Below are 22,682 nucleotides of genomic sequence, written 5' to 3'. Positions count from 1 at the left end.
GAGGAATAGAACCATATTCCTTCTGTTGTTGATCGCACCAAAACAAAAGAACTTTTGCGTCACGAAAGATAGGGTCCCTCTGCGGGGGTCGGCCATTTGGCCGGCCCCCGCATTGTTTTTGGGCCGGCCAGCGCTTTTGCTGCAACTGGGACAGGATAAAATTGCGGGATGTTCTTTATTTTGTCATAACTGTTCCGTATAATGAAACTGTGAACGTATCGGCGGGGCGGGGGCCGTTGCTGCCTGCCCGGAGCAAAAAGGTGCATCCGCACTGCCTGGGGATGCGCCCCGTGTGAAGGAGAACCACTATGGCAAACGAAAAGATCCTCGTCGTGGACGACGACCAGAATATCTGCGAGCTGCTGCGGCTCTACCTGACCAAGGAGGGCTATCAGGTCACCCTTGCGTCGGATGGGGAGGACGCCCTGGCCAAGTACGCCCAGGCCAAGCCCGACATGGTGCTGCTGGATGTGATGATGCCCAGGCTGGACGGCTGGGAGGTCTGCCGCCGCATCCGCAAGCAGGGCGATACCCCGGTGATCATGCTGACCGCCAAGGGCGAGACATTCGACAAGGTGCTGGGGCTGGAACTGGGCGCCGACGACTACATCGTCAAGCCCTTCGACAGCAAGGAAGTGGTGGCCCGCATCAAAGCGGTGCTGCGCCGTTGTGCGGCCGGCAGCGCCGAAAAGCCCGCCGAAGGGGTGGTGGAGTTCGACAACCTGCGGCTGGATATGAACAGCTATGAGCTGAAAGTCAAGGGCAAGGTGGTGGAAGCGCCCCCCAAAGAGCTGGAGCTGCTGTACTGCCTGGCCTCCCATCCCAACCGCGTCTACACCCGGGATCAGCTGCTGGACGAGGTGTGGGGCTTCGAGTATTACGGCGATTCCCGCACCATCGACGTGCACGTCAAGCGCCTGCGGGAGAAGCTGGCCGGGGCTTCCGACAAGTGGGAGCTGAAGACCGTCTGGGGCGTGGGCTATAAATTCGAGGTGCGTCAATAATGCGCAAGAGCATATCGGTGGCTTTTTTCTCCACCGTAGCCACCCTGATGATCCTGGGCGTGGCCGTCATGGGCCTGTCCCAGCTGGTGCTGTTCAGCCGCTACTTTGCCCAGGAGCGCTTTGGTGCGCTGGATGACGTGGGGGGCCTGGTCAGCCGCACCGCCGGTTACTTTCTGAAAGACCTGGCGGACGGCCAGCCCATGACCGACGCCGGCGTGTCCGACAAGGTGGACCTGATCGGCGAGAGCGCCAACGTGCATATCTTTTTCACCGACGACCACGGCAGCGTGGTGCTGGCCTCCAACAACGATTATCTGGCTGTGCGCGCAGTGCCGGCCGAGGTGATGGAGGATGTGGCCGGCGCACAGGAAGGGGTATATCACCAGCTGGGCAAGCTGGGGGGCGCCCTGACCGAGCGGTTTTATGTGTCCGCGCAGCCCATCGCGTTCAGCGGCGGGCCGGTGGGCTATGTGTTCGTCTGCGCGTCGGGCCAGATGCTGGATGAGTTCGTGGGCAATTTTGGCTCCAACTTCCTGCTGTCGGCCTGCCTCATGCTCATCTGCGCCAGCGTGCTGACCACCTTCCTGATGCGCAGCCTGACCCAGCCGCTCCACCGCATCAGCGAGGCGGCCCAGAAATTCGGAGGCGGCGACTTTTCGGTGCGGGTGGAGGACGTGGACGGAGACGGCGAGATCGCCGACCTGGCTCGCACCTTCAACACCATGGCCGCCAACCTCCAGCAGATCGATTCTTCCCGGGGACAGTTCATGGGCAACATCGCCCACGAGCTGCGCACCCCTATGACCACCATCAAGGGCTTTATCGACGGCATCCTGGACGGCACCATCCCGCCCGAACTGCAAAACCACTACCTGCAGCTGGTCTCCCAGGAGACGGGGCGGCTGGCGCGGCTGGTGCAGAATATGCTGGATCTGTCCAAGCTGGAGTCGGGAGAATACCGGGTCAACGCCCGGATGTTCAATATCTGGGAGACCCTGACCGGGGTGGCCCTGTCGGCGGAACAGCGGATCAACGACGGCCAGATCGACCTGGAGGGCCTGACCATGGACGAGCGGGTGCTGGTCTATGCCGACCCCGACCTGATTCACCAGGTGGTGTACAACCTCCTGGACAACGCGGTCAAGTTCACCCCGCCGGGGGGCGTGATCCGCTTCAGCGTGGAAAAACTGGGCCCCGAGGCCGAGATCTCCATCTGGAACAGCGGCCAGGGCATCTCCCCCGAGGCGCTGCCCTTCGTGTTCGACCGCTTTTATAAAGAGGACCAGTCCCGGGGCCTCCATGCCCGCGGGGCCGGCCTTGGCCTGCACATCTGCAAGGTGCTGGTGAATCTGTCGGGCGGGCAGATCCGGGTGGAGAGCAAGCAGGGAGAGTGGTGCCGTTTTGTCTTTACCCTGCCGGCCGAGGTGCCGGGCAAGGGGGACCTGCTCAAGCTGTCGGACGACACCACACAGCCCGGTCCGGACGCCGCCGCACGCTGAAAGGGCTGCCGCATTTTGGGGCAAATACGTCATTTCCGTGAAAAAGACGGCCGCGGGTTTGATTTTTGCGCCGTTTTCGTGTACACTAAAATGTGAGCTGCGCCCCGGCGCGGCCCCACATAAAAACTGATGCAACGGAGTGTATAGTTATGGCGATCGTCAGCCCATCCATTCTTTCCGCCGACTTCTGCGGCCTGGGAGACCAGTGCCGTCTGGTCCTGGAGGCGGGGGCCGGTATGCTGCATTTTGATGTCATGGACGGGCATTTTGTGCCCAATATCAGCTTTGGGGTGCCGGTGCTGGCCAGCCTGCACCAGGGCATCCCCAGCGCCTTTTTCGATGTGCATTTGATGATCAGCCACCCCCTGGCCTATGTGGACGCCTTTGCCAGGGCAGGGGCGGGACTGATCAATTTCCACCTGGAGTCGGAGGATGACCCCGCCGCTGTGCTGGCCGCCATCCGTGCGGCGGGCTGCAAGACCGGCATGACCATCAAGCCGGGCACCCCCGCCGAAGCGCTGGATCCCTGGCTGGACCGGCTGGACCTGGTGCTGGTGATGAGCGTGGAGCCGGGTTTTGGGGGCCAGAAATTCATGCCCTCCTGCCTGGACAAGCTGGCGGCCCTGAAGGCCCGGCGCGAGGCTTTGGGCCTTGCCTTTCTGCTGGAAGTGGACGGCGGCGTCAACGATGAGACCGCCGCCCTGTGCACCCGCGCCGGCGCCGATGTGCTGGTGGCCGGCAGCTCGGTGTTTGCCGCGGCCGACCCGGCCGGGGCGGTGGCCCGGCTGGCGGCGATGTGACGCCCTGGATGAGGATGACCAATGGAAGATTCGATCAAGAAACAACAGGCGGCGGAGCTGGCCCGTACAGGCGGGTATTACAAGCATATCTGCTGGATGGCTCTGCCGCTGGTGTGTATGTCGGCCTACCTGTACGGGCCGCGGCCGGTACTGCTGTGCCTGGTGGCCCTGCTCACCGGCAACCTCTGCGACCGACTGGTGGCGGTGCTGCGCCGCCGTGTATACCGCCCGGGGGACTGTTCCAATGAGAGCTTCGCCCTGGTGATCGCCCTGCTGATGCCCGCCACCGTCAGCTGGTATGTGCTGGTGACGGCGGTGATGGCCGGCGTGCTGCTGGGCAAGGAAGCCTTTGGCGGCTATGGCAGCTATCCCTTCCACCCGGCGGCGGTGGGCTTTGTGGTGGTGGCGGTGTCCTGGCCGGAACAGGTGTTCCTCTACCCGCAGCCCTATGCGGACATCCCCCTGTGGGACACCACCGGGGTGAGCCTGGTCAGCGGCATGGGCAGCACCCTGCGCAACGGGGGCCTGCCGACGGTCAGTTCCTGGCCGCTGGTGCTGGGAGAGTTCGCGGCCCCGCTGGGCACCGGCGCGGTGCTGATCCTGCTGGCCTGCGCTTTGTTCCTGTACACCCAGAAGGATATGCGCCTGAGCGCGGCGGTCAGCTTTTTGGCGGCCTGCGCGGTGATCGCGTTCCTGTTCCCGCGGCAGGCGGATCTGGTGCACACCACCGTGTGGGAGAGCGCTTTGCAGCGGCTCAACCTGGTGAAATATGAGCTGGTCAGCGGCGCCACCCTTTACAGCGCCGTATTCCTGGTCAGCGAACCCTATACCTGCCCCAAGCGCCGCCTGGGCCGCGTGCTGTACGGCGCGCTGCTGGGGTGCGTGTGCATGGCCTTCCGGTATTTTGGGGTGTATGAGACAGGCGGCTGCTTTGCGCTGCTGATCGTCAACGCCCTGTCCGGCTGGCTGGACCGTGTGGTAGACCGTCTGTACCACCTGCCCAAAGGGGAGCAGGCGACCGGAAAGGAGGCTGCCGTATGAAACAGAGAAAAGCGGAAGCCATCCTGCGGGACCCCGGGCGGTATGCCCACCATGACCGCATCTTTTTGAACAACCCCGTGGTGATGCAGGGCATGGGGCTGGCGCCGCTCGTGGTGCTGGCCACCAGCGGCAAAAACGCCCTGATGCTGGCGGTGGCGGTGGCCCTGCTGCTGACCCCCTCCCGGGTGCTGAGCTTTGGGCTGAGCAAGCTGGTGCCCCTGCAGGAGCACGCCGGCGAGGAAGAACTGCGGGCCAAACTGCTGCCCCGGGGCCTGATCTACTGCGGGACCGCGTCGGTGGTCTACCTGGCGGTCTATCCCGTCCTGGAACGTCTGTTCGGGGTGGGGCTTCTGACGCTGGGCATCTACCTGCCCCTGCTGGTGGTGGAGCCTCTGCTGATCTACCGCTACGCCCGCGTCCAGGAGACGCTGCGCAAGGCGGTGTCCAAAGGCGTGCGGGTGACGGTGGGCTATGCCGTCATCCTGCTGCTGGTGGGCTGCATCCGGGAATGGCTGGCGGCGGGCACCGTTTTTGGCCTGCCGGTGACGGCCAACACCATCCTGCTGCCGCTGGCCTCCATGCCGGCGGGCGGATTCATCCTGCTGGGGGTGCTGTGCGCCGTCTGGCGGGCGCTGGCGGCCCGGTACAAGGCGTTCCTCACCAATGAGGCACGCAACCAGGTGATCGTCAACCATCAGAAAGAGCAAAAGGAGGCGGGTGGCGAGCTGTGAATCCTGCGATCTTTTCGACCCAGCCGGCGGGCTCGCTGCCCGAGACGCTGGCTGTCTTTTTTGGATATGCGATGCTGGCCGTCTTTGCCCAGAACGCGGTCTTTACCCGGGCGCTGGGCGTTTCGCGCCTGGTGCAGCTGGTAGGGGACGAGCGGACCAACAGCCTGCTGTTTGGCCTGCTGCTGTGCGTCACCCAGTTCCTGGTGGCCCCCGTGGGCTGGCTGGCAGGCGGCTGGGCGGCCTCGTTCGGGCTTCCGGCGTCCTTCCGGCCCTTGGTGTACATGGCGTGCATCGCGGTCGTCAGCGGGGTGGAGATGGCCCTGCTGTACCTGCTGCGCCTGCCCTGGAAGCGGCAGCTGCTGCGCATTTTGCCGCTGGCTGCCCTGAACAGCTGTGTGCTGGGCACCCTGCTGCTGGGCCGCACCCAAAATTTCACCCTGACGCAGGCGCTGGGCTTTGGCCTGGGCAGCGGCGTGGGCTATCTGATGGCGGTGCTGCTGGTGACCGAAGCCCAGAACCGCCTGCGCAGCCAGGCCATCCCATCGGCTTTCCGGGGAATGCCCATCACCCTGATCTACATCGGGGTGCTGGCGCTGGCCATCTATGGCTTTACGGGGCATACGGTCATCCTGTAAAAGTGCAGGGCGGGGTGCGCCAGCGCGCCGCCCTTAAAGGGGAAAGGTGAGGAACCATGCCGAGAAGAAGGCGGAACAAAAAGGTCAAGCGGTATCACCGCAGCTTTTACAGCCGCGGGGACAAGATCAAGAAAGCGCTGGGGATCCTGCTGCTGGCGGCCGTGGTGCTGGGCGCGGCCTGGCTGGCGGCGCCCTATGTGCTGGACTGGGCCACCCACACCTGGTATACCGTGGTGCGGGACCGGGAACTGCCCGCCTCCTCGGAGGCTGTTTCTTCCCAGGCGGATCCCCGGCCCGAGCCGGCCAGTTCCCGGCCGGAGCCTGCTTCCTCCCAGGCGGCTTCTTCTCAGGCGGCTGCCTCGTCGGAGGCCCTGCCGGTGGCAGGCACCGCCATCCGGGAGGGCAGCTGGGCCTCGGTGAGCCTGTCGGCTCTGGGCGATGAAGCTTCCATCCGGGCGGCGGCCCAAAACCTGGCACAGCAGGGGGTGACGTACGCCCTCATCCCTCTGAAGGACACGACGGGCTATATCTACTATGCCTCGGCGGTGCCGGCTGCCAGCCGCAGCGTGGCCGCCCATGTGGTGGACCCTGCCCGCATCGCCGCCATCTTCAAAGAGGAGGGGCTGGTGCCGGTGGCCGGGGTGGCCGCCTTCCAGGACCCCATCGCCGCCTACACCGACCGCGGGATGTCCATCCAGTACGCGGGGGGCGGCGGCTATCTGTGGCTGGATGCCGCCAACGCGGCGGCGGGGGGCAAGGCCTGGCTGAACCCCTATGCGGATTCGGCGGTGCAGTTCATCGGCGACCTGATCGAGGAGCTGTACGGCTGCGGGTTTGAACAGGTCTGCCTGTCGGCGGTCCAGTTCCCGCCGGCGGTGTCCTCCAGCCAGGGCTTCGGGGAGACGGGCGGCCTGAGCCGCGACGCCCGGCTGGCGGCGGATATCGCCGCCTGGGACGCCCGGTTTGCGGACCGGGTCACCCTGTGGTACGAGTATCCTCTGGCCAGCTGCACCGGCGTCAGCACCACGCTGGGGGCTTTGCCCGCCCAGCTGGGGGTGCAGAACCTGGTGGTCAGCCTGCCTGCGGGGGAGGCCCAGGACCCCGCCCTGCTGGAGCAGACGGCCCAGCAGATGAAACAGCTGGGAGCCGCCTATGTTGTGGTGCGGGACAGTGAGAGCGGGATGTTTTACTGACTGTCCCGGCCTGTGGTTTATGTGAGAGTGAGGAACGGAATATGGAAAAGACACCCTGCTTTATGCCGGCCCATATCCTTCTGCCCGATGCGGCGGTGCCGCTGGGGCAGTGGGGCTGCATCGCCTGCGACCAGTTCACCAGCGACCGCAGCTATTGGGAAAAGGCGGCCTGTGCCGCTGGGGACGGTCCCAGCGCCCTCCATCTGATCCTGCCCGAGGTGTACCTTGCGGACAGCGGCCTGCAGGACCGGGTGGACAAGATCCACCGCACCATGCAGGCGTATCAGCAGGACGTGCTGACACGGGCGGTGGACGGCTTTGTCTATGTGGAGCGTACCTTACAGAGCGGCCGTGTGCGCCAGGGCCTGGTGGGCCGGGTAGACCTGGAGGCCTACAATTACCATCGGGGCAGCCTGTCCCTCATCCGCCCCAGCGAGAACACGGTGGAATCCCGGATACCGCCCCGGATGGCGGTGCGCCGCGGCGCCGCCCTGGAGACCCCCCATGTCATGATGCTGGCGGACGACCCCGGCTGCACCCTGGTGGAACCCATCGGCGCCCGGAAAGAGGAGCTGCGCCCCCTGTATGAGGGAGAACTGATGCTGGGCGGCGGCCATGTGGCGGGCTGGGCGGTGGAAGACCCGGCCCTCATCGCCCAGATCCAGCAGGCTGTCCTGGGATTGAGCAGCGCCGGGGCCTTTGGGGCCAAATACCCCAACGCCCCCAACAACAAGCCCCTGGCCCTGGCTGTGGGGGACGGCAACCACTCTCTGGCCACCGCCAAAGCCTATTGGGAGGAGCTGAAACCCACCCTCACCCCCGAGCAGCGCCTGGACCATCCGGCCCGCTGGTGCCTGGCCGAGGTGTGCAACGTCCAGTCGGAGGCGGTGGAGATCGAGCCCATCCACCGGGTGCTGTTCAATACCAGCTATGAGACGGTGCTGCTCAACCTGGTGACGTGGAGCGACAAGAACATGGCGGGGGTCCATTTTGGGGACCAGTACCACCAGAAGTTCCAGCTGATCGGCCTGAACGGCAGCTGCACTCTCAGCTTTGAAAATCCCACTGCGCCCCTGGTGGTGGGCACGGTGGACGAATTTGTGGAATATTTCCTCGAGAATCACCCCGAAGCCCGGGTGGATTACATCCACGATGAGGCTGCTGTGCGTGCGTTCAGCACCAGCGCCGCCGGGGAAGGGGCCGTGGGCCTGCTGCTGCCTGCGCTGGAAAAGGGCGACCTGTTCCGCGGGGTGGTGCTGGGGGGCGTGCTGCCCCGCAAGACGTTCAGCATGGGCCACGCGGAAGAGAAGCGGTACTACATCGAGTGCCGCCGCATTGCCGGGGAACCGTGAGAGCTGGCAGCCGCGCAGCTGCCCTGTGCGCAGAGCAGGGGCGGGGCGCGGCCTGCCCTTATAGACCAAGGAGCATAATGACATTTCAAGAACTGAATCTATCCAGGCCCGTGCTGCGGGCCGTGGCCCAGGCGGGCTATAAGCAGCCCTCGCCCATCCAGGCGGGGGCCATCCCCCCGGTGCTGAAGGGCCAGGACCTGTTGGGCTGCGCCCAGACCGGCACCGGCAAAACGGCGGCCTTTGCGCTGCCCATGCTGGACCTGCTGGCGTCCCGTCCGGCCAAAAAACCGGGGACCATCCGGGCCCTCATCCTTACCCCCACCCGGGAGCTGGCCCTCCAGATCGAGGCCAGCTTTGAACAGTACGGCAAATACCTGCCCCTGAAGGAGACGGTGATCTTTGGCGGGGTGGGCCAGGCTCCCCAGGTGGAGAAACTCCGGCAGGGAGTGGACATCCTGGTGGCCTGTCCCGGCCGCCTGAACGACCTGATCGGACAGGGGTATGTGGATCTGTCGGGCGTGGAGATCTTTGTGCTGGACGAAGCCGACCGGATGCTGGACATGGGCTTTGTCCACGACGTGAAAAAGGTGATCGCAAAGCTGCCCGCCCGCCGGCAGAACCTGATGTTCAGCGCCACCATGCCCGCCGAGATCGAGCAGCTGGCCGCCGGTATCCTGCGGGACCCCGCCTTTGTGAAGGTGGATCCGGTGTCCAGCACGGTGGACCGCATCGACCAAAAGCTGTATTACGTTTCCAAGGCGGACAAGCGCAGGCTGCTGCCCTGGCTGATCCAGAACCTGCAGCCTCCCGTGCACAACGCCCTGGTGTTCAGCCGCACCAAGCACGGAGCCGACCGCATCGCCAAAGACCTGGTCAAGCAGGGCATCCCGGCGGCGGCCATCCATGGCAACAAGAGCCAGAGCGCCCGTGTGGCGGCGCTGGAAGGCTTCAAGGCGGGGCGCACCAAGGTGCTGGTGGCCACCGACATCGCAGCCCGCGGCATCGACATCAATGAGCTGTCCCATGTGTTCAACTACGACCTGCCCGAAGTGCCCGAGACCTACGTTCACCGGATCGGGCGGACGGCCCGGGCCGGGGCCGACGGCACCGCCATCAGCTTCTGCGCCCCGGAGGAGCAGGAGTACCTGGCCGGCATCGAGAAGCTGAACAGCAAAAAGATCCCGGTGGCTGCCGGCCACCCCTGGGACAACGCCGCCCCACCCCAGCAAACCGAGGCGCAGCAGCCTGTCCGCCCCCTCAAAGTGCGGCAGGTGCAGCCTTCCAAGATAGAAAAAGAGGAGAACATCATGGACGAAAGCAAAAAGAGCGCCCCCCGTGCCGGCGAGGGCGGGGAAAAGCGCAGCCGCTCCCGGCGGCCCCGTCGGGACGGCCGGCCCAAGCAGGGCCAGGGCGGGCAGGCCCAGCCCAAATTCGATCCCCACTTCCTGACCGGGGCGGAGACCGCCGTCCTGCCTGCCAAGGCGGTATCTGCGCCCCCTGCCGAGCCCAGAGGGCGGGGCGGCCAGCAGCAGCCCGCACGCTCCGCCAAAGCCGGCGGACAACAGCCCCGCGGCCAGCGGGACAACCGGGCCCAGCAGAACGCCGAGGGCAAAAAGTCCCAGCGGAACAGCGCCGCCAAGACAAGCCGGCAGCCTGAGCCCCGCGCCCAGCAGGAATCGCGCCCTGCCCGCAGCGAGGCCGCCCAGGGCAGCCGCGGCGGCCATCCGAAGGCTGCCGCATCCAAAAGCGCGCCTGCGCCCAGCCGGCCCGCCAGCCGTGCTCCGCTCAGCCAGCCCAAGGGCCGCGGCGGCAGGACGGTCCGGGAGAGCCGCGACGACGACCCGGGCCTGGTGCTGATCAGCCGCCGTCCGCCCCAGCAGAAGTACGCAAACTTTGAGGAGTACATGGAGGCCCACGGCGGGGCCACCGCTCCCATCGAAGACCACAGCCAGGACTATTAAGCCATAAAAAAGACCGGCGCCTGCCGGGCCGCAAGGGCCTGGGGCTGCCGGTCTTTTTTGTAGTCATTTGCGCCCGTCGGGGGCGCGGTTGAGTTTGCTGAGACGGTATTCCCGGGGGCTTTGGCCATAGTGCGCCCGGAACAGGCGGTAAAAGTAGCTGGTGTTCTCGTAGCCTACCTGGGCGATGATCTGCTGGATGGTCATGTCGCTGCGGCGCAGCAGACGGGCGGCCAGTTCGAGGCGGTGCTTCTGGAGCAGCTCTTTATAGGTACGGCCGGTCTCGGCCCGGACGCATTCGCTGACATAGGCCAGGGAGACCTGGTAGCTGCGGGCCACGCTGGAAAGGTTGGCTTCCCGGTAGTTGGTGACGATCTCGTCCAGGGCGGCGCGGACCAGAGCTTCCCGGTCAACGGCGCCGCTGCGGCCTGCGGCGCGCACGTCCTTGGTTCCTGTTTCAGTCATAGTATCCTCCGATAGACAGAGCCTTGCGCTCCTTCGTTCGATCTAAAAACGAAATAAGGACGAAGTTTATTGCAAACAAACGGTGCTGGGATAAATTTCACACCTTGGCAACAAAAGTCTAACAATTCCGCAAAGAACGAACGGCCCGCCCGGCGTTTGCCGGACAGGCCGTTCCGATGCAGGACTTGGCAGGATACAGAAACCCAAGATCAGAACAGGTTCTCGTTCTTATACAGGCCGGTACGGGTGAACTGCACCCACTCGGCGACGTTGACGGCGTGGTCCGCGATGCGCTCGAGGTACTTGATGACCATCAGCAGATCCAGGGCGGCGTCCACCTGGGAGGGATCGGCGGCGATCTCCTCGGCCAGGGTGCGCTTGATGGCGTTGAAGTCGTAGTCCACTTCGTCGTCGGCAGCGATCACCTGCTGGGCGGCGTTCATGTCCTCCTTCAGGAAGGCCTCGAGGCCGTCCACCACCATCTTGTGGGCTTTCTGGCCCATCCGGATGGCCTCGCTGATGGCGGGGTCGCCCGCCTTGCGGGAGGCGAACAGGTGGGGCATGATCTCGGAGATGTCGGCGGCGTGGTCGCCGATCCGCTCAAAGTCGGTGATCACCTTCAAAGCGGCCGAAATGTGGCGCAGATCGCCGGCCACAGGCTGCTGGCGGAGCAGCAGCACCATGCAGCGGTGCTCGATGTCGTGCTCCATCTCGTTGATCTGGTTGTCATCCTTGATGATCTGTGCGGCGGCGTCTGCGTCGGTGGCGGCCAAAGCCTCCATGGCGTTCTCGATGGCGTCGGCGGCAGCCTGGCCCATCTCGGACAGAGCCTGGTTCAGCTCGCTCAGCGCCTCGTCATACTGCTTGCGAATGCTCATAGGTGGTACTCTCCTCTCTCATCATCAGCCGAACCGGCCAGAGATATAGTCCTCGGTGCGCTTGTCAGAAGGCGTGCTGAAGATCTCCTCGGTGGGGCCCACTTCCACCAGTTCACCCAGCAGGAAGAAGGCGGTGCGGTCGCTGATACGGGCGGCCTGCTGCATATTGTGGGTGACGATGACCACGGTGTAGTTCTTCTTCAGCTCGCTCATCAGCTCCTCCACCTTCATGGTGGAGCCGGGGTCCAGGGCGCTGGTGGGCTCATCCATCAGCAGGACCTCGGGCTTGACAGCCAGGGCGCGGGCAATGCACAGACGCTGCTGCTGGCCGCCGGACAGGCCCAGGGCGCTCTTTTTCAGGCGGTCCTTCACCTCATCCCACAGGGCGGCGCCCCGCAGGCTGCTCTCCACGATCTCGTCCAGCTCCTCTTTGCGGCGGACGCCGTGCAGCTTGGGACCGTAGGTGATGTTGTCGTAGATGCTCATGGGGAAGGGGTTGGCCTTCTGGAACACCATGCCCACGCGGCGGCGCAGGGTGGTCAGCACCATGTTGGGTCCAAAGATGTCTTCCCCTTTCAGGGTGACCTTGCCCTCGATGCGCACATTGGGCACCAGGTCGTTCATACGGTTCAGGGTCTTGAGGAAGGTGGACTTGCCGCAGCCGGAAGGTCCGATCAGAGCGGTGATCTCCCGCTCGCCCACATCCAGAGAAATTGACTTCAGTGCCTTGAAATCCCCGTACCACAGGTTCAGGTCTTTGGCCGAGATGACAGGGGTGGCGTTTTGCGTTTCCATATCGTTATACCTCACTATATCAGCCCTTTTGACGGAGATGCTTCTTAGCCAGACGGGCGGCGATGTTGATGATCAGGACCAGGATCAGCAGCACGGCGCCGATGCCCCAGGCGGAGTCAAAGTCGCCATTCTCGAACGCGCGCAGGTACAGCAGCACCGACAGGGACGCGCCGTTGGAGGTGTAGGCCTCCAGGATGTTGCTGGCGATGACCTGGGCTGCGCCGGCGGTGAACAGCAGCGCGGCGCTTTCGCCCACGATACGGCCGATGGCCAGGATGCAGCCGGTGACGATGCCGTCGATGCTGCAGGGCAGCACGATGGTGCGGATGATGTGCCATTTGCCTGCGCCCAGGCCCATGGCGCCCTCACGATACCCCATGGGGACGGTCTTGAGGGACTCCTGGGTGGTGCGGATGATGGTGGGCAGGGTCATGATGACCAGGGTCAGGCTGCCCGACAGCAGGCTGGTCTGGAAGCCCAGAGCCTGGGCGAACACCAGCATACCCACCAGGCCGTAGATGATGCTGGGGATGCCGGCCAGGGTCTCGTTGGTGAACTCGATCATGGCGATCAGCTTGCGGTTGGTGGCGTACTCGGTCAGGTAGACCGCGGCGCCCACGCCCAGAGGCAGTACGATGACCAGGGTGAGGAGGATGATGTACAGGGTGTTGATGATGGCGGGCAGGATGCCCTTGGTGCCCCGCAGGATGCTGGAAGTGGTGGTGAGGAAGGTCCAGCTGACGTGGGGCAGGCCCCGGATCAGCACCATGCCGATGATGCCCACCACCAGGGCGATGACAAAGATGGCGGCCACCCATACCGCGCCGGTGAAGAACTGGTTCCACAGACGGCGGGAGGGGGAGAAATCAGCGTAGCGGTTACTTTTCATTGTCGCTGCCTCCCTTCAGGAAGAAGTTGAGCACCAGGTTGATGATCATGATGAAGATGAACAGGATCAGGCCGATGCTGAACAGAGCCTGGCGCTGCAGGCCGCTGGCGTAGCTCATCTCCTTGGCGATGGCGGTGGTCAGGAAGGTGACGCTCTTGAAGATGCCGGGCATATTGGGGCTGTTGCCGGCCACCATCATCACGGCCATGGCCTCGCCCACGGCGCGGCCGATGCCCAGAACGATGCCGGCGGCGATGCCGCTCTTGGCGGCAGGGACGCTGACCTTGAACCAGGTCTCGGCGTCGGTGGCGCCCAAAGCCAGGCTGCCCTCCTCATACTCGCGGGGCACGGCGTTGAGGGCCGTCACCGACACGGAGACGATGCTGGGCAGGATCATGATGGACAGCACCAGGATGGCGCTGAGCAGGCAGGCGCCCGAAGCCCGGCCGAACACGGCGGCCACGGCGGGGACCAGCAGCTGCATGCCCAGCAGGCCGAAAATAACGCTGGGGATGCCGCTGAGCAGCTCGATGGCGGAGGTGGCCGCCAGGCGCAGCTTGGGCGCGGCGGCCTTGGAGAGGAACACCGCAGTCAGCAGGCCCACCGGGATGCCGATGATGACGGCTCCCAGGGTGCCATACACGCTGGAGAGGATGAAGGGCAGGATGCCGAATTTGGGCTCAGCCGCAGTGGAAGCCCATTCCTGGCCAAAGAGGAAGTCCACAATGCCGATCTGGCCGATGGCGGGCAGGCCCGAGATGACCATATAAATGGTGATCAGGGCCACACAGCCGATGGCCAGGATGCCGCACAGGAAGAAGATGGTGTTCATCACCAGCTCCAGCCATTCGGCTGCATTGTGGGGTTTGTTGAATTTCTTCCGAACGATGACGGCGCCGGAATCTGTGTCTTGCTGTTTCATAAAGAACCCCCGTAAGTGGATGGAAGCAAAAGGGCGGCCCATCCCAAAAACCGCCCGGGACCGCAGGATCCCAGGCGGAACAGTTTCGGATTTAGGACCCGGGTCGGAAGGAAGGCTTAGCCCTCGGCATCCACCAGGGGCACAGCGCCGGCCAGACGGATCAGCTCAGCGGCGTCTGCGCTGACAGCGAAGTCGATGAAGGCCTGGGCAGCGTCAGACAGCTGCACAGAGTCGTTGGTGATGAAGTTGAAGGGACGCTGCACCTTGTAAGTACCGTCCAGAACGGTAGCCTCGCTGCACTCCACACCCTCGACGGTCAGGGTCTTGACGGTGTCGCCCACAGCGGACAGGGAAGCGTAGCCGATGGCCAGCTTGTTGGAGGCCACAGCGGAGATGACGGCGCCGGTGGCGGTCAGCTCCTGATCGTACACGCAGGAATCCTCCACGCCCACGATGCTCTCGAAGCCGTCGCGGGTGCCGGAACCGGCCTCACGGCCGATGACAACGATCTCGCCGTCCTCGCCGCCCACGTCGGCCCAGTTGGTGACCTGCTTGGTGAAGATCTGAGCCAGCTGCTCGATGCTCAGGTCAGAGACGGGGTTCTCGTTGTTGACCACCATGGCGATGCCGTCCAGGGCAACGGTGGTGGCGGTGACGCCGGTCTCATCGTCGTGCAGGGCGCGGGAAGCCAGGCCGATGTCCAGAGTCTCCTCCAGAGCGCCGGTGATGCCGGCGCCGGAACCGGTGGGGTCATAGCTGACGGTGACGCCGGGAGCCACTTCAGCGAAGCCCTCGCTCAGGGCCTCCATGACGCTGTTCATCGAAGTGGAACCGCCGGTGGAGACGGTGCCGGACAAGCTGCTCAGGTCATTGGTGGCCTCGGCAGCGGAAGAAGCGGTGGAAGAAGCCACAGAAGAAGCAGTGGAAGACGAAGCAGCGGTGGAGCTGGAAGAGCTGCCGCCGCAAGCGGTCAGAGCGCCAGCCGCAGCCACGACGCCGCAGACGGCCAGGAAGGAGCGACGATCAATCTTTTTCATAATGAATTTCCTCCAAATCACAGGACCGGGACGAACTGCACCCGGCATAATCTTTTTCTTTGTTCTTTCCTCTCGGAACGCTACCATTGTACAGCGAAAGGGCGTACCATGCGACCATGCCAAGGAAAAATTCATGTAAAGTTTTGCGAAATGGTTTGCCCAAAAAGAAAAGGAAATGTAAAACCATCGGCCAAAACACAGCCTTAGATTTTACATTTCCTGTGAAAGTGGAGAAATTCATCCCGGCCCGTCGGTCAAATGGACGAAAACCGCCGCCGGGAGGGGGTCAGGACAGCCGCACGCCCTTCTGGATGACGGCCTGGATCTCCAGGTGCTCGTCCGCCAGGATGACGTTGCCGTAGCGGCCGGGTGCCAGGGAGCCGTAGTCAGCGTCCAGTCCGATGCTCCGGGCGGGGTTCTCGCTGGCGGCACGGACGGCGCTCTCCAGAGGCACGCCCATATCCAGCACGGCCCGCTTCATGCAGTCGTACAGGCAGGTGGCGCTGCCGGCGATGACGCCGGGGTTGTCGGTGAGGGTGGCACGGGGCCCGGTGACGGTGACGGCCTGGCCGCCCAGGCTGTACTGGCCGTCGGGCAGGCCGCAGGCCATCATGCTGTCGGCGATCAGGATGACATGGTCATCCCCAAAGGTGCTGAAGGTGAACCGCACCATGGCCGGGTGGATGTGGACGCCGTCGGTGATCAGCTCCACCTCGGCGCCCCGTTCCAGGGCGGCAATGATGGGGCCGGGGGCCCGGTGGGTGATGCCGGGCATGGCGTTGTAGAGGTGGGTCATGTGGGTGGCGCCTGCATCGAAGGCCTGGATGGCGGTCTCATAGGTGGTGCAGGTGTGGGCAATGGAGATGCGCACCTCGTCCTTGCAGGCGGCGATGAACTCCATGGCGCCCTCTACCTCAGGGGCGATATCCACCAGCTTGATCAGCCCGCCCGCCCGCTTCTGGAGCCGGCGGAACATCTCCACATCGGGCGCGTGGAGATAGATGGGGTTCTGGGCGCCCAGCTTCTGGGGGCTGATGAAGGGACCCTCCATATTGATGCCCACCAGGTCGGCGCCGCGGCCGTTCTTGTGGGCGGCGGCTGCGTCCATGACGCCGTTCAGGATCTCCTCCGAGTAGGTCATGGTGGCGGGGCAGATGGCAAGGACCCCCCGGCTGGCCTCAAAATCAGCCAGAGCCTGGATGGCCTCCTCGCTGGCGTCGCAGAAATCATGGCCCACCGCCCCGTGGAAATGGATGTCCAGCAGGCCGGGCAGGGCGTACAGCCCGCCGGCGTCGATCACTTCCTCGCCCGGTTCGGGGGCGGCCCCGGCGGCGATGCGGCCGTCACGGATGGCCAGCTGCCCCGGCACAAAGGTGTGCTGGGGGGTGTAGACCAAAGCGTTTTTCAGGATCATGGCAGTATACCTCCCTTATGGCGTCGTGCGGCGGCGCTTATACCAGGCTGAGGGCATCCTGATCGCCCACCAGGATGAAGTCGGGGTGCATCTGCAGGATGGAAGCAGGGACCTCGGGAGTGACGGGGCCAAAGAAAGCCTTCTTGATGATCTCGGCCTTGTTGGCGCCGTTGGCCACCATCAGCACCTTGCGGGCCTGCATGATGGTCTTGATGCCCATGGTGTAAGCCTGACGGGGCACCAGGCTCTCGTCGTTGTCGAAGAAGCGCTTGTTGGCCTCGATGGTGCTCTCGGTCAGGTCCACGCAGTGGGTGCCCAGCTCAAAAGCCTCGCCCGGCTCATTGAAGCCGATGTGGCCATCCACGCCGATGCCCAGCAGCTGCAGGTCGATGCCGCCCACATCGTGGATGATCTGGTCGTATTCCTTGCAGGCAGCCTCGGCGTCAGGGTTGGAGCCGTCGGGCACATGGATGTGGTCGGGGCGGACGTTGACGTGCTCGAACAGGTTCTTCTGCATGAAATACCAGTAGCTCTGCTCATGGGTGCGGGGCAGGCCGCGGTATTCGTCCAGGTTGACGGTGGTCACCTCGGCAAAATCCAGATCGCCCTTGTTGTACCAGTCGATCAGCTGCGCATAGGTGCCCACCGGGGTGCCGCCGGTGGCCAGGCCCAGCACGCAGTTGGGCTTCATGATGACCTGGGCAGAGATGATGTTGGCTGCCTTGCGGGACATATCCTTATAATCAGTCGCTCGAATGATCTTCATACTACTAAAACCTCCATCGATTTATGATCGGTACCGGCAAAAGCGCCGGTGCAGATACGGAATGCGAAAAAACAGCCGCCGAAAGCGGGGCTGTTGAGCCCGCCCTCGGCGGCCGCAAAGGGGAGACGGGGCAACCAGTCCCCGCCGGTCCATTCAAATACAGAGCCCTGGGCCCTGCGGCTCAAACGATGTTACAGCATCTTCTTGAGCTCGTCGTAAACGAACTGCACCTTGGGTCCGATGATGACCTGGCAGGCGTTCTTGCTGGGACGGACGACGCCCGCAGCACCCGCAGCCTTGACGGCCTTCTCATCCACGGCGGTGTAATCCTTGATCTCGAAGCGCAGGCGGGTGGCGCAATACTCAACATTCTTGATGTTGCCCTTGCCGCCCACGGCTGCCAGCACGCCGGAAGCCACCTGGGTGTAGTTGTTGTTGGAGAGGACCACTTTCTTCTCAGCGTCGGTGTTCTCGTCCTCGTCCTCACGGCCGGGGGTCTTGAAGTCGAAGGTCTTGATCAGGACATAGAAGACCACGAAGAAGACGATGGCTGCGCCGATGCCCAGAGGAATGATCATCCAGGTCTTTTCAGCAGCAGGCAGGGAAGCCGAGAAGACCAGGTCGGTGGCGCCGGCCGAGAAGGAGAAGCCTGCACGGAAGCCGGTGTAGTAGGTGATGACGGTGAAGATGCCGTACAGGACAGCGTACACCACGTACAGGGGGAATGCCACGAACATGAAGGAGAACTCGAAGGGCTCGGTGACGCCGCAGACGAATGCGCAGACGGCGGTGGAGATCAGCAGGCCGGCTGCTGCCTTCTTGTTCTTGGCGGTGGCGATCATGGCCGCTGCGGCGGCAGGCACACCGAACATCATGCAGGGGAAGAAGCCGGACATGTACATGCCCAGGCTCCAGGTCACGTCGGCGCTGGTCTTGCCGGCCCAGAAGTTGGTCAGGTCGCCCAGGCCGATGGTGTCGAACCAGAACACGTTGTTCAGAGCGTGGTGCATGCCGATGGGGATCAGCAGGCGGTTGAAGAAGGCGTACAGGCCCGCGCCGATGGCGCCCATGCCGGCGATGCCGTTGCCCAGGGCAACCAGAGCGCCGAACACCAGAGGCCAGATGAACAGCAGGATGACCGCAGCCACGATGGAAACCACCGCGGCGGCCATGGCCACGAAGCGCTTGCCGCTGAAGAAGGCCAGGAAGTCAGGCAGCTGCATGCCCTTGAAGCGGTTGTAGGACCATGCGCCGATCAGGCCGCACAGGATGCCGATGAAGGGGTTGGAGATCTTGCTGAAAGCCAGATACTCGGTGGTGCCCTCGACGACATTGGGCATGATGGTGCTGACCACGCCGGTGCTCAGCAGCTGCTGGACCATCAGCCAGGAAGCCAGGCCGGCCAGAGCAGGGGTGCCGTCCGCCTCGTCGGCCATGCCTACCGCAACGCCGATGACGAACAGGATTTGCATATTGTCGATCAGGGCGCCGCCGGCCTTGACCAGCAGGAAGCCGATGATCTGTGCCAGGCCCTCGACGGTGCCGCCCTGCATGGTGGACGGGCACAGCGCGTAGCCGATGCCCATCAGTAAGCCGCAGATGGGCAGCACGGCCACGGGCAACATCAAGGACTTGCCCAGTTTTTGCAGATACTTCATCATAAGAAAAATCCTCCCTTGTGCTTGGGACGGCCCGCATGCCGCCCCGAAATGAAGGCTGTGAGCCGCGCTGCTGGTTGCCAGCGTGTTCACATAAGCGTAACATTAGTGTAGCACATTCTGCAAAGAAAAGCTATACATTTTTTAAAAATCAAGAAAGAATTTGGACGCTTTGTATGAATATCTGAAATAATACGGTCTGTTTTGTTTTTTTGACCGGAGGCGGGCCTGCCTGCCGTCAGATATGCCAGGACCCCGGGCGGACTGCGGCAAAAGGGGGTGCCCACAGGGGGCCTTTTGTGGTACAATAGAAAAAACACCATGCAACAGGAGGCACATATATATGGAATGGACCGACATCCAGCTGACGGTGGCGCAAAAGGACGCCGAGCAGGCCGAGGCTGCCGCCACCATGATCGCCGAGGGTGGCATCTACATTGAAGATTACAGCGACCTGGAGCAGCAGGTGGCCGAGATCGCCCATGTGGATCTGATCGAGCCGGAGCTGCTGGCAAAGCCCCGGGACGTGGTGATCATCCACATCTACCTGGAGCCGGGGGCCCAGCCGGCCGAGACGCTGGGGGCCATCCAGGCCCGGATGGAAGCCGCGGGCATCCCCTATACCGTCCGCACCGCCGGCGTGGCGCAGGAGGACTGGCAGAACGGCTGGCGCAAATACTACCATCCCATGGAGATCGGCCGCCGGCTGGCGGTGGTGCCCTCCTGGCAGGCGTACGACACCGACCGGGTCAAGCTGCTGCTGGACCCCGGTCTGGCTTTCGGCACCGGCGGGCACGAGACCACCAGTCTGTGCCTGGAGGCTCTGGACGAGCTGACGGCGGGGGGTGAGCGGGTGCTGGACATCGGCACCGGCAGCGGCATCCTGGCCATTGCGGCCCTCAAGCTGGGGGCAGCATGCGCCGAAGGGGTGGACATCGATCCGGTGGCGGTGCGCACCGCCTGTGAGAATGCAGCTCTGAACGGGGTGGCGGGGCAGTTCACCGGCCTGGTGGGGGATCTGAGCGACAAGGCCAGCGGGACCTACCAGATCATCACCGCCAACATCGTAGCCAACGCCATCATTTCCCTGGCGCCCGCCGTGCCCGGCCTGCTGGCGGAGGGCGGACACTTCATCGCCAGCGGCATCATCGACACACGGGCCCAGGAGGTGGCACAGGCCCTGGCGAAAGCCGGCCTGACCATTGCCCAGCGCAAAGATAAGCGGGGCTGGGTCTGCTTTGTGTGCACCAGATAAGGAGGCCGCTATGCCGCACCGTTATTTTACCACAGAGGTCTGGCCCGCGGAGGGCCGGGCCGTACTGCGCGGGTCCGACGCCCACCATCTGGCCCGGGTGATGCGGGCCAGGATAGGGGACAAGCTGATCCTCTGCGACGGCAACGCGATAGAATACACCGCCACTGTATCATCCATCGGGGAGGATCTGGTGGAATGTGCGATCCAGGAGGGGTATCCCTCGACGGCTGAACCCTCGGTGGAGGTGACTCTGCTGGTGGGCTATCCCAAGCAGGACAAGCTGGAGCAGATCATCCGCCACGGGGTGGAGCTGGGGTGCAGTCACTTTGTGCCCTTTTTCAGCCGCTACTGCGTGGCCGCGCCCAAAAAAGAAGAACAGAAGAACGTCCGTTATAACCGTATCGCCTACGAGGCCGCCAAGCAGTGCGGCCGGGGCATCCTGCCGGATGTGGCTCTGCCGCTGCCCAACTTTGGGGCGGTGTGCCGCACGTTTTCCCAGTACGACCTGGTACTGTTCTGTTACGAGTGCGGTGGCGCGCCGCTGCGCCAGCTGCTGGCCCAAGCGCCGGATACGGCGGGCCGGCCCCTGCGCTTGGCCATCGTCACGGGCGCAGAGGGCGGCTTTGCCCCCGAGGAAGCCGAGGCGGCCACCGCCGCCGGCGCCAAAGCGGTGGGCCTGGGCCCCCGCATCCTGCGCTGTGAGACCGCGCCGCTGGCCGTGCTGGCAGCCGTCATGACTCTGACCGGCAACCTGGAATGACCCATGCCCACGCTCCAAAAAAGTGATTTGCGCTAAATACTAAAAATATTTTTAGTATTTGCCCGCGCAAACGGAATAAGCGTCCCCAAAGCGCCCGCGAAAGCGTGCGCTTTTCGTTTGTCCAAACTCCTCCAGCTCCCGAAGTTAGATACTGCGAACTAAAGAAAAAATGGGAAAGTTTGAAATTGGGTCTTGACACCGGGGGGCATGTTATGATAGGCACACAAAGTCTTGGAAAACAGCGCGGCCTCGGCGCCAAAGAACATCCCGCAAAGACGGAGCGCAACACAGCATGGACCACTTTATTGTGATAATTGAATATAAACGTTGCTGTTTTGTTAGAGAAAACATAGAATTAACGAAGAATGGAGAATTTTGATGAAAAATTTCTTGACCTATAAGATCGCTTGTGTTAAAGTGGTAACAGATTCTCGATCCGGCGCGGCTTCCGTTGTGGAATGTGAGGGACTGAAACGCGGCAGCTGATGCTTTTGGTTTTAGATATATCCGGAAGATAGCGCGGCCTGGGCGCAGAAAAGGGATGCGTCCGGTGCGGGGGCATTGTGCCGCGAGATGAAAGTGAAAATAGGATCTCCCCATATCGCTGCAGCCGGTACAAAGGCCGGCTGTTCTTATATCCGTCAGGAGAGGGCCGCAGAGCGGTACTTTCCGCCATGAAGGGAGGTTCGTATGAAGAAACATTCCGGGAAACAGAGAGCATGGAGCCGTATTTTGCTGGTGGGAACAGCCGGTCTGCTGTTGAGCAGCTGCGCTTATCTTCCGCAGACTGGCACCGTTCTGGATCAGGAAACACTGGAGGCTTTGCAGGAGGCCCAGGCCGAGCAGGAAGCGGAGGATGAACAGGCGCTTTCAGAAGCAAAGATCCTGCAGAGGCAGCTGATCAACACCCTGAATATAGATGTGGCGACCACGAACAACGGCGAGATCGTCTATGACCTGGATCTGGACGATGCGGCGGAACTGATCGCCCAGATCGTGGCCGATAACCCGGAATTGTATCCACTGGACATGTCCCCGGATACGCTGCGGCTGAATCTGTTTGGAAGTCAGACCAGCATCTATCCATACATCTACGACGGAACCTTGACGCCCACCCAGGTAGCGGCGAAGGTCCTTCCCGTTTTGCAGAAGCTGCAGAATGAACTGGGGACCAGTATTTTTCAACATGAGATCGCATCCATCAGCGTGGTACACGCTTCGTCTGCAAAGACATCCGTCTGGCTGGTCGTGGTCAAAACACGCACAAAATCCATAGCCGGCACAGAGACTTGACCGCACCCCCTGGATCCAAATTTCCCTGTCGGTGTCCCGACCGTACGCACATGTCGTCCGGTCGGGACTTTTTTGCACGGTTTGGATGGCGGCAAGCGCATTACAGGCGCAGCCGCATTTGATACCAGGTTACGTCCCCGTGGGTGGAGCGGGACACGCCTTCGTTCACAAAGCCGAACGTTGCATAGTAGTGGGCCAGCTTGTCTTTACAGGTCAGGACGACGCCCTTGCGGCCCTGGGCGCGGGCCTGGTCGATGACGTGGTGCAGCAGGCGGGCGGCACAGCCCTGCCGGCGGAAATCGGGCAGGGTGTCCACGCCAAAGATCATCTGCCAGGC

22 protein-coding genes are annotated in these 22,682 nt (G+C 63.3%); 12 read left to right on the top strand and 10 right to left on the bottom strand.

Going from position 1 to position 22,682, the window contains the following annotated elements; all coding sequences use genetic code 11:
- The first annotated feature begins 308 nt into the window (after positions 1–308).
- The 9 genes from B5E66_RS11870 to B5E66_RS11830 all read left to right on the top strand — a co-directional run bounded on the left by B5E66_RS11870 (position 309) and on the right by B5E66_RS11830 (position 10,216).
- Positions 309–1,004, top strand: coding sequence for a response regulator transcription factor (locus tag B5E66_RS11870; protein ID WP_087233416.1), 696 nt, complete (start codon positions 309–311; stop codon positions 1,002–1,004).
- Entirely contained in the window at positions 1,004–2,503 is a 1,500-nt protein-coding gene (locus tag B5E66_RS11865; RefSeq protein WP_087233413.1) for a sensor histidine kinase, read from the top strand. The genes B5E66_RS11870 and B5E66_RS11865 overlap by 1 nt, the downstream gene beginning before the upstream one ends.
- A gap of 149 nt (positions 2,504–2,652) precedes the next feature.
- A complete protein-coding gene (rpe, locus tag B5E66_RS11860; RefSeq protein ID WP_087233410.1) occupies positions 2,653–3,303 on the top strand; it encodes a ribulose-phosphate 3-epimerase in 651 nt (216 codons plus the stop codon).
- Positions 3,304–3,324: 21 nt separating this feature from the next.
- Positions 3,325–4,344, top strand: coding sequence for an RnfABCDGE type electron transport complex subunit D (locus B5E66_RS11855; RefSeq protein ID WP_087233407.1), 1,020 nt, complete (start codon positions 3,325–3,327; stop codon positions 4,342–4,344).
- The gene (locus tag B5E66_RS11850; RefSeq protein ID WP_087233404.1) at positions 4,341–5,075 is read left to right on the top strand and encodes an Rnf-Nqr domain containing protein; all 735 of its coding nucleotides are present in this window, start codon (positions 4,341–4,343) and stop codon (positions 5,073–5,075) included. Before B5E66_RS11855 ends, B5E66_RS11850 begins: the two co-directional genes overlap by 4 nt.
- Positions 5,072–5,710 (top strand): Rnf-Nqr domain containing protein, encoded by a 639-nt coding sequence (locus B5E66_RS11845; protein WP_242958180.1) that lies wholly within the window; start codon positions 5,072–5,074, stop codon positions 5,708–5,710. The genes B5E66_RS11850 and B5E66_RS11845 overlap by 4 nt, the downstream gene beginning before the upstream one ends.
- A 56-nt stretch (positions 5,711–5,766) precedes the next feature.
- A complete protein-coding gene (locus tag B5E66_RS11840; RefSeq protein WP_087233400.1) occupies positions 5,767–6,903 on the top strand; it encodes a putative glycoside hydrolase in 1,137 nt (378 codons plus the stop codon).
- 41 nt (positions 6,904–6,944) lie between these two features.
- On the top strand, positions 6,945–8,255 hold the full coding sequence (locus B5E66_RS11835) for a DUF1015 domain-containing protein (protein WP_087233397.1): 1,311 nt from the start codon (positions 6,945–6,947) through the stop codon (positions 8,253–8,255).
- Positions 8,256–8,332: 77 nt separating this feature from the next.
- Entirely contained in the window at positions 8,333–10,216 is a 1,884-nt protein-coding gene (locus B5E66_RS11830) for a DEAD/DEAH box helicase (protein WP_087233394.1), read from the top strand.
- 63 nt (positions 10,217–10,279) lie between these two features.
- Here B5E66_RS11830 and B5E66_RS11825 read toward each other — a convergent pair whose 3' ends face one another.
- From B5E66_RS11825 to B5E66_RS11785, 9 genes are all read right to left on the bottom strand, one after another.
- Positions 10,280–10,678 (bottom strand): helix-turn-helix transcriptional regulator, encoded by a 399-nt coding sequence (locus B5E66_RS11825; RefSeq protein WP_087233391.1) that lies wholly within the window; start codon positions 10,676–10,678, stop codon positions 10,280–10,282.
- Positions 10,679–10,887: 209 nt separating this feature from the next.
- Entirely contained in the window at positions 10,888–11,556 is a 669-nt protein-coding gene (phoU, locus tag B5E66_RS11820) for a phosphate signaling complex protein PhoU (RefSeq protein ID WP_087233388.1), read from the bottom strand.
- A gap of 24 nt (positions 11,557–11,580) precedes the next feature.
- A complete protein-coding gene (gene pstB / locus B5E66_RS11815) occupies positions 11,581–12,351 on the bottom strand; it encodes a phosphate ABC transporter ATP-binding protein PstB (RefSeq protein WP_087233385.1) in 771 nt (256 codons plus the stop codon).
- A 19-nt stretch (positions 12,352–12,370) separates the two neighbouring features.
- A complete protein-coding gene (pstA, locus tag B5E66_RS11810; RefSeq protein ID WP_087233382.1) occupies positions 12,371–13,240 on the bottom strand; it encodes a phosphate ABC transporter permease PstA in 870 nt (289 codons plus the stop codon).
- Positions 13,230–14,072: a phosphate ABC transporter permease subunit PstC gene (pstC, locus tag B5E66_RS11805; protein ID WP_087233422.1), complete on the bottom strand. Its 843-nt coding sequence runs from the start codon at positions 14,070–14,072 to the stop codon at positions 13,230–13,232. Before pstC ends, pstA begins: the two co-directional genes overlap by 11 nt.
- 206 nt (positions 14,073–14,278) lie before the next feature.
- Positions 14,279–15,199 (bottom strand): phosphate ABC transporter substrate-binding protein, encoded by a 921-nt coding sequence (locus tag B5E66_RS11800; protein WP_087233379.1) that lies wholly within the window; start codon positions 15,197–15,199, stop codon positions 14,279–14,281.
- A gap of 286 nt (positions 15,200–15,485) precedes the next feature.
- A complete protein-coding gene (gene nagA / locus B5E66_RS11795; protein WP_087233375.1) occupies positions 15,486–16,613 on the bottom strand; it encodes an N-acetylglucosamine-6-phosphate deacetylase in 1,128 nt (375 codons plus the stop codon).
- A gap of 37 nt (positions 16,614–16,650) precedes the next feature.
- Positions 16,651–17,379, bottom strand: coding sequence for a glucosamine-6-phosphate deaminase (gene nagB / locus B5E66_RS11790; protein WP_087233372.1), 729 nt, complete (start codon positions 17,377–17,379; stop codon positions 16,651–16,653).
- A 191-nt stretch (positions 17,380–17,570) separates the two neighbouring features.
- Entirely contained in the window at positions 17,571–19,040 is a 1,470-nt protein-coding gene (locus B5E66_RS11785; protein WP_087233369.1) for a PTS transporter subunit EIIC, read from the bottom strand.
- A gap of 340 nt (positions 19,041–19,380) precedes the next feature.
- On the opposite strand from B5E66_RS11785, the gene prmA reads away from it, so the two are divergent.
- The 3 genes from prmA to B5E66_RS11770 all read left to right on the top strand — a co-directional run bounded on the left by prmA (position 19,381) and on the right by B5E66_RS11770 (position 22,345).
- Positions 19,381–20,292 carry a 50S ribosomal protein L11 methyltransferase gene (gene prmA / locus B5E66_RS11780; protein WP_087233366.1) on the top strand — a complete coding sequence of 304 codons (912 nt, stop codon included), beginning with the start codon at positions 19,381–19,383 and terminating at the stop codon, positions 20,290–20,292.
- 10 nt (positions 20,293–20,302) lie between these two features.
- Positions 20,303–21,052, top strand: a complete 750-nt coding sequence (locus B5E66_RS11775) for an RsmE family RNA methyltransferase (protein ID WP_087233361.1) — start codon at positions 20,303–20,305, stop codon at positions 21,050–21,052.
- Positions 21,053–21,742: 690 nt separating this feature from the next.
- Positions 21,743–22,345, top strand: a complete 603-nt coding sequence (locus tag B5E66_RS11770; RefSeq protein WP_087233359.1) for a hypothetical protein — start codon at positions 21,743–21,745, stop codon at positions 22,343–22,345.
- A gap of 100 nt (positions 22,346–22,445) precedes the next feature.
- Here B5E66_RS11770 and B5E66_RS11765 read toward each other — a convergent pair.
- A partial coding sequence (locus B5E66_RS11765) for a GNAT family N-acetyltransferase (RefSeq protein ID WP_143406989.1) occupies positions 22,446–22,682 on the bottom strand: 237 nt, incomplete at its 5' end.

Origin of the sequence: Faecalibacterium sp. An121, assembly GCF_002160915.1 — a bacterium.
Lineage (GTDB): Bacteria > Bacillota > Clostridia > Oscillospirales > Ruminococcaceae > Faecalibacterium > Faecalibacterium avium.
This window is presented reverse-complemented; position numbering and strand designations above follow the sequence as displayed.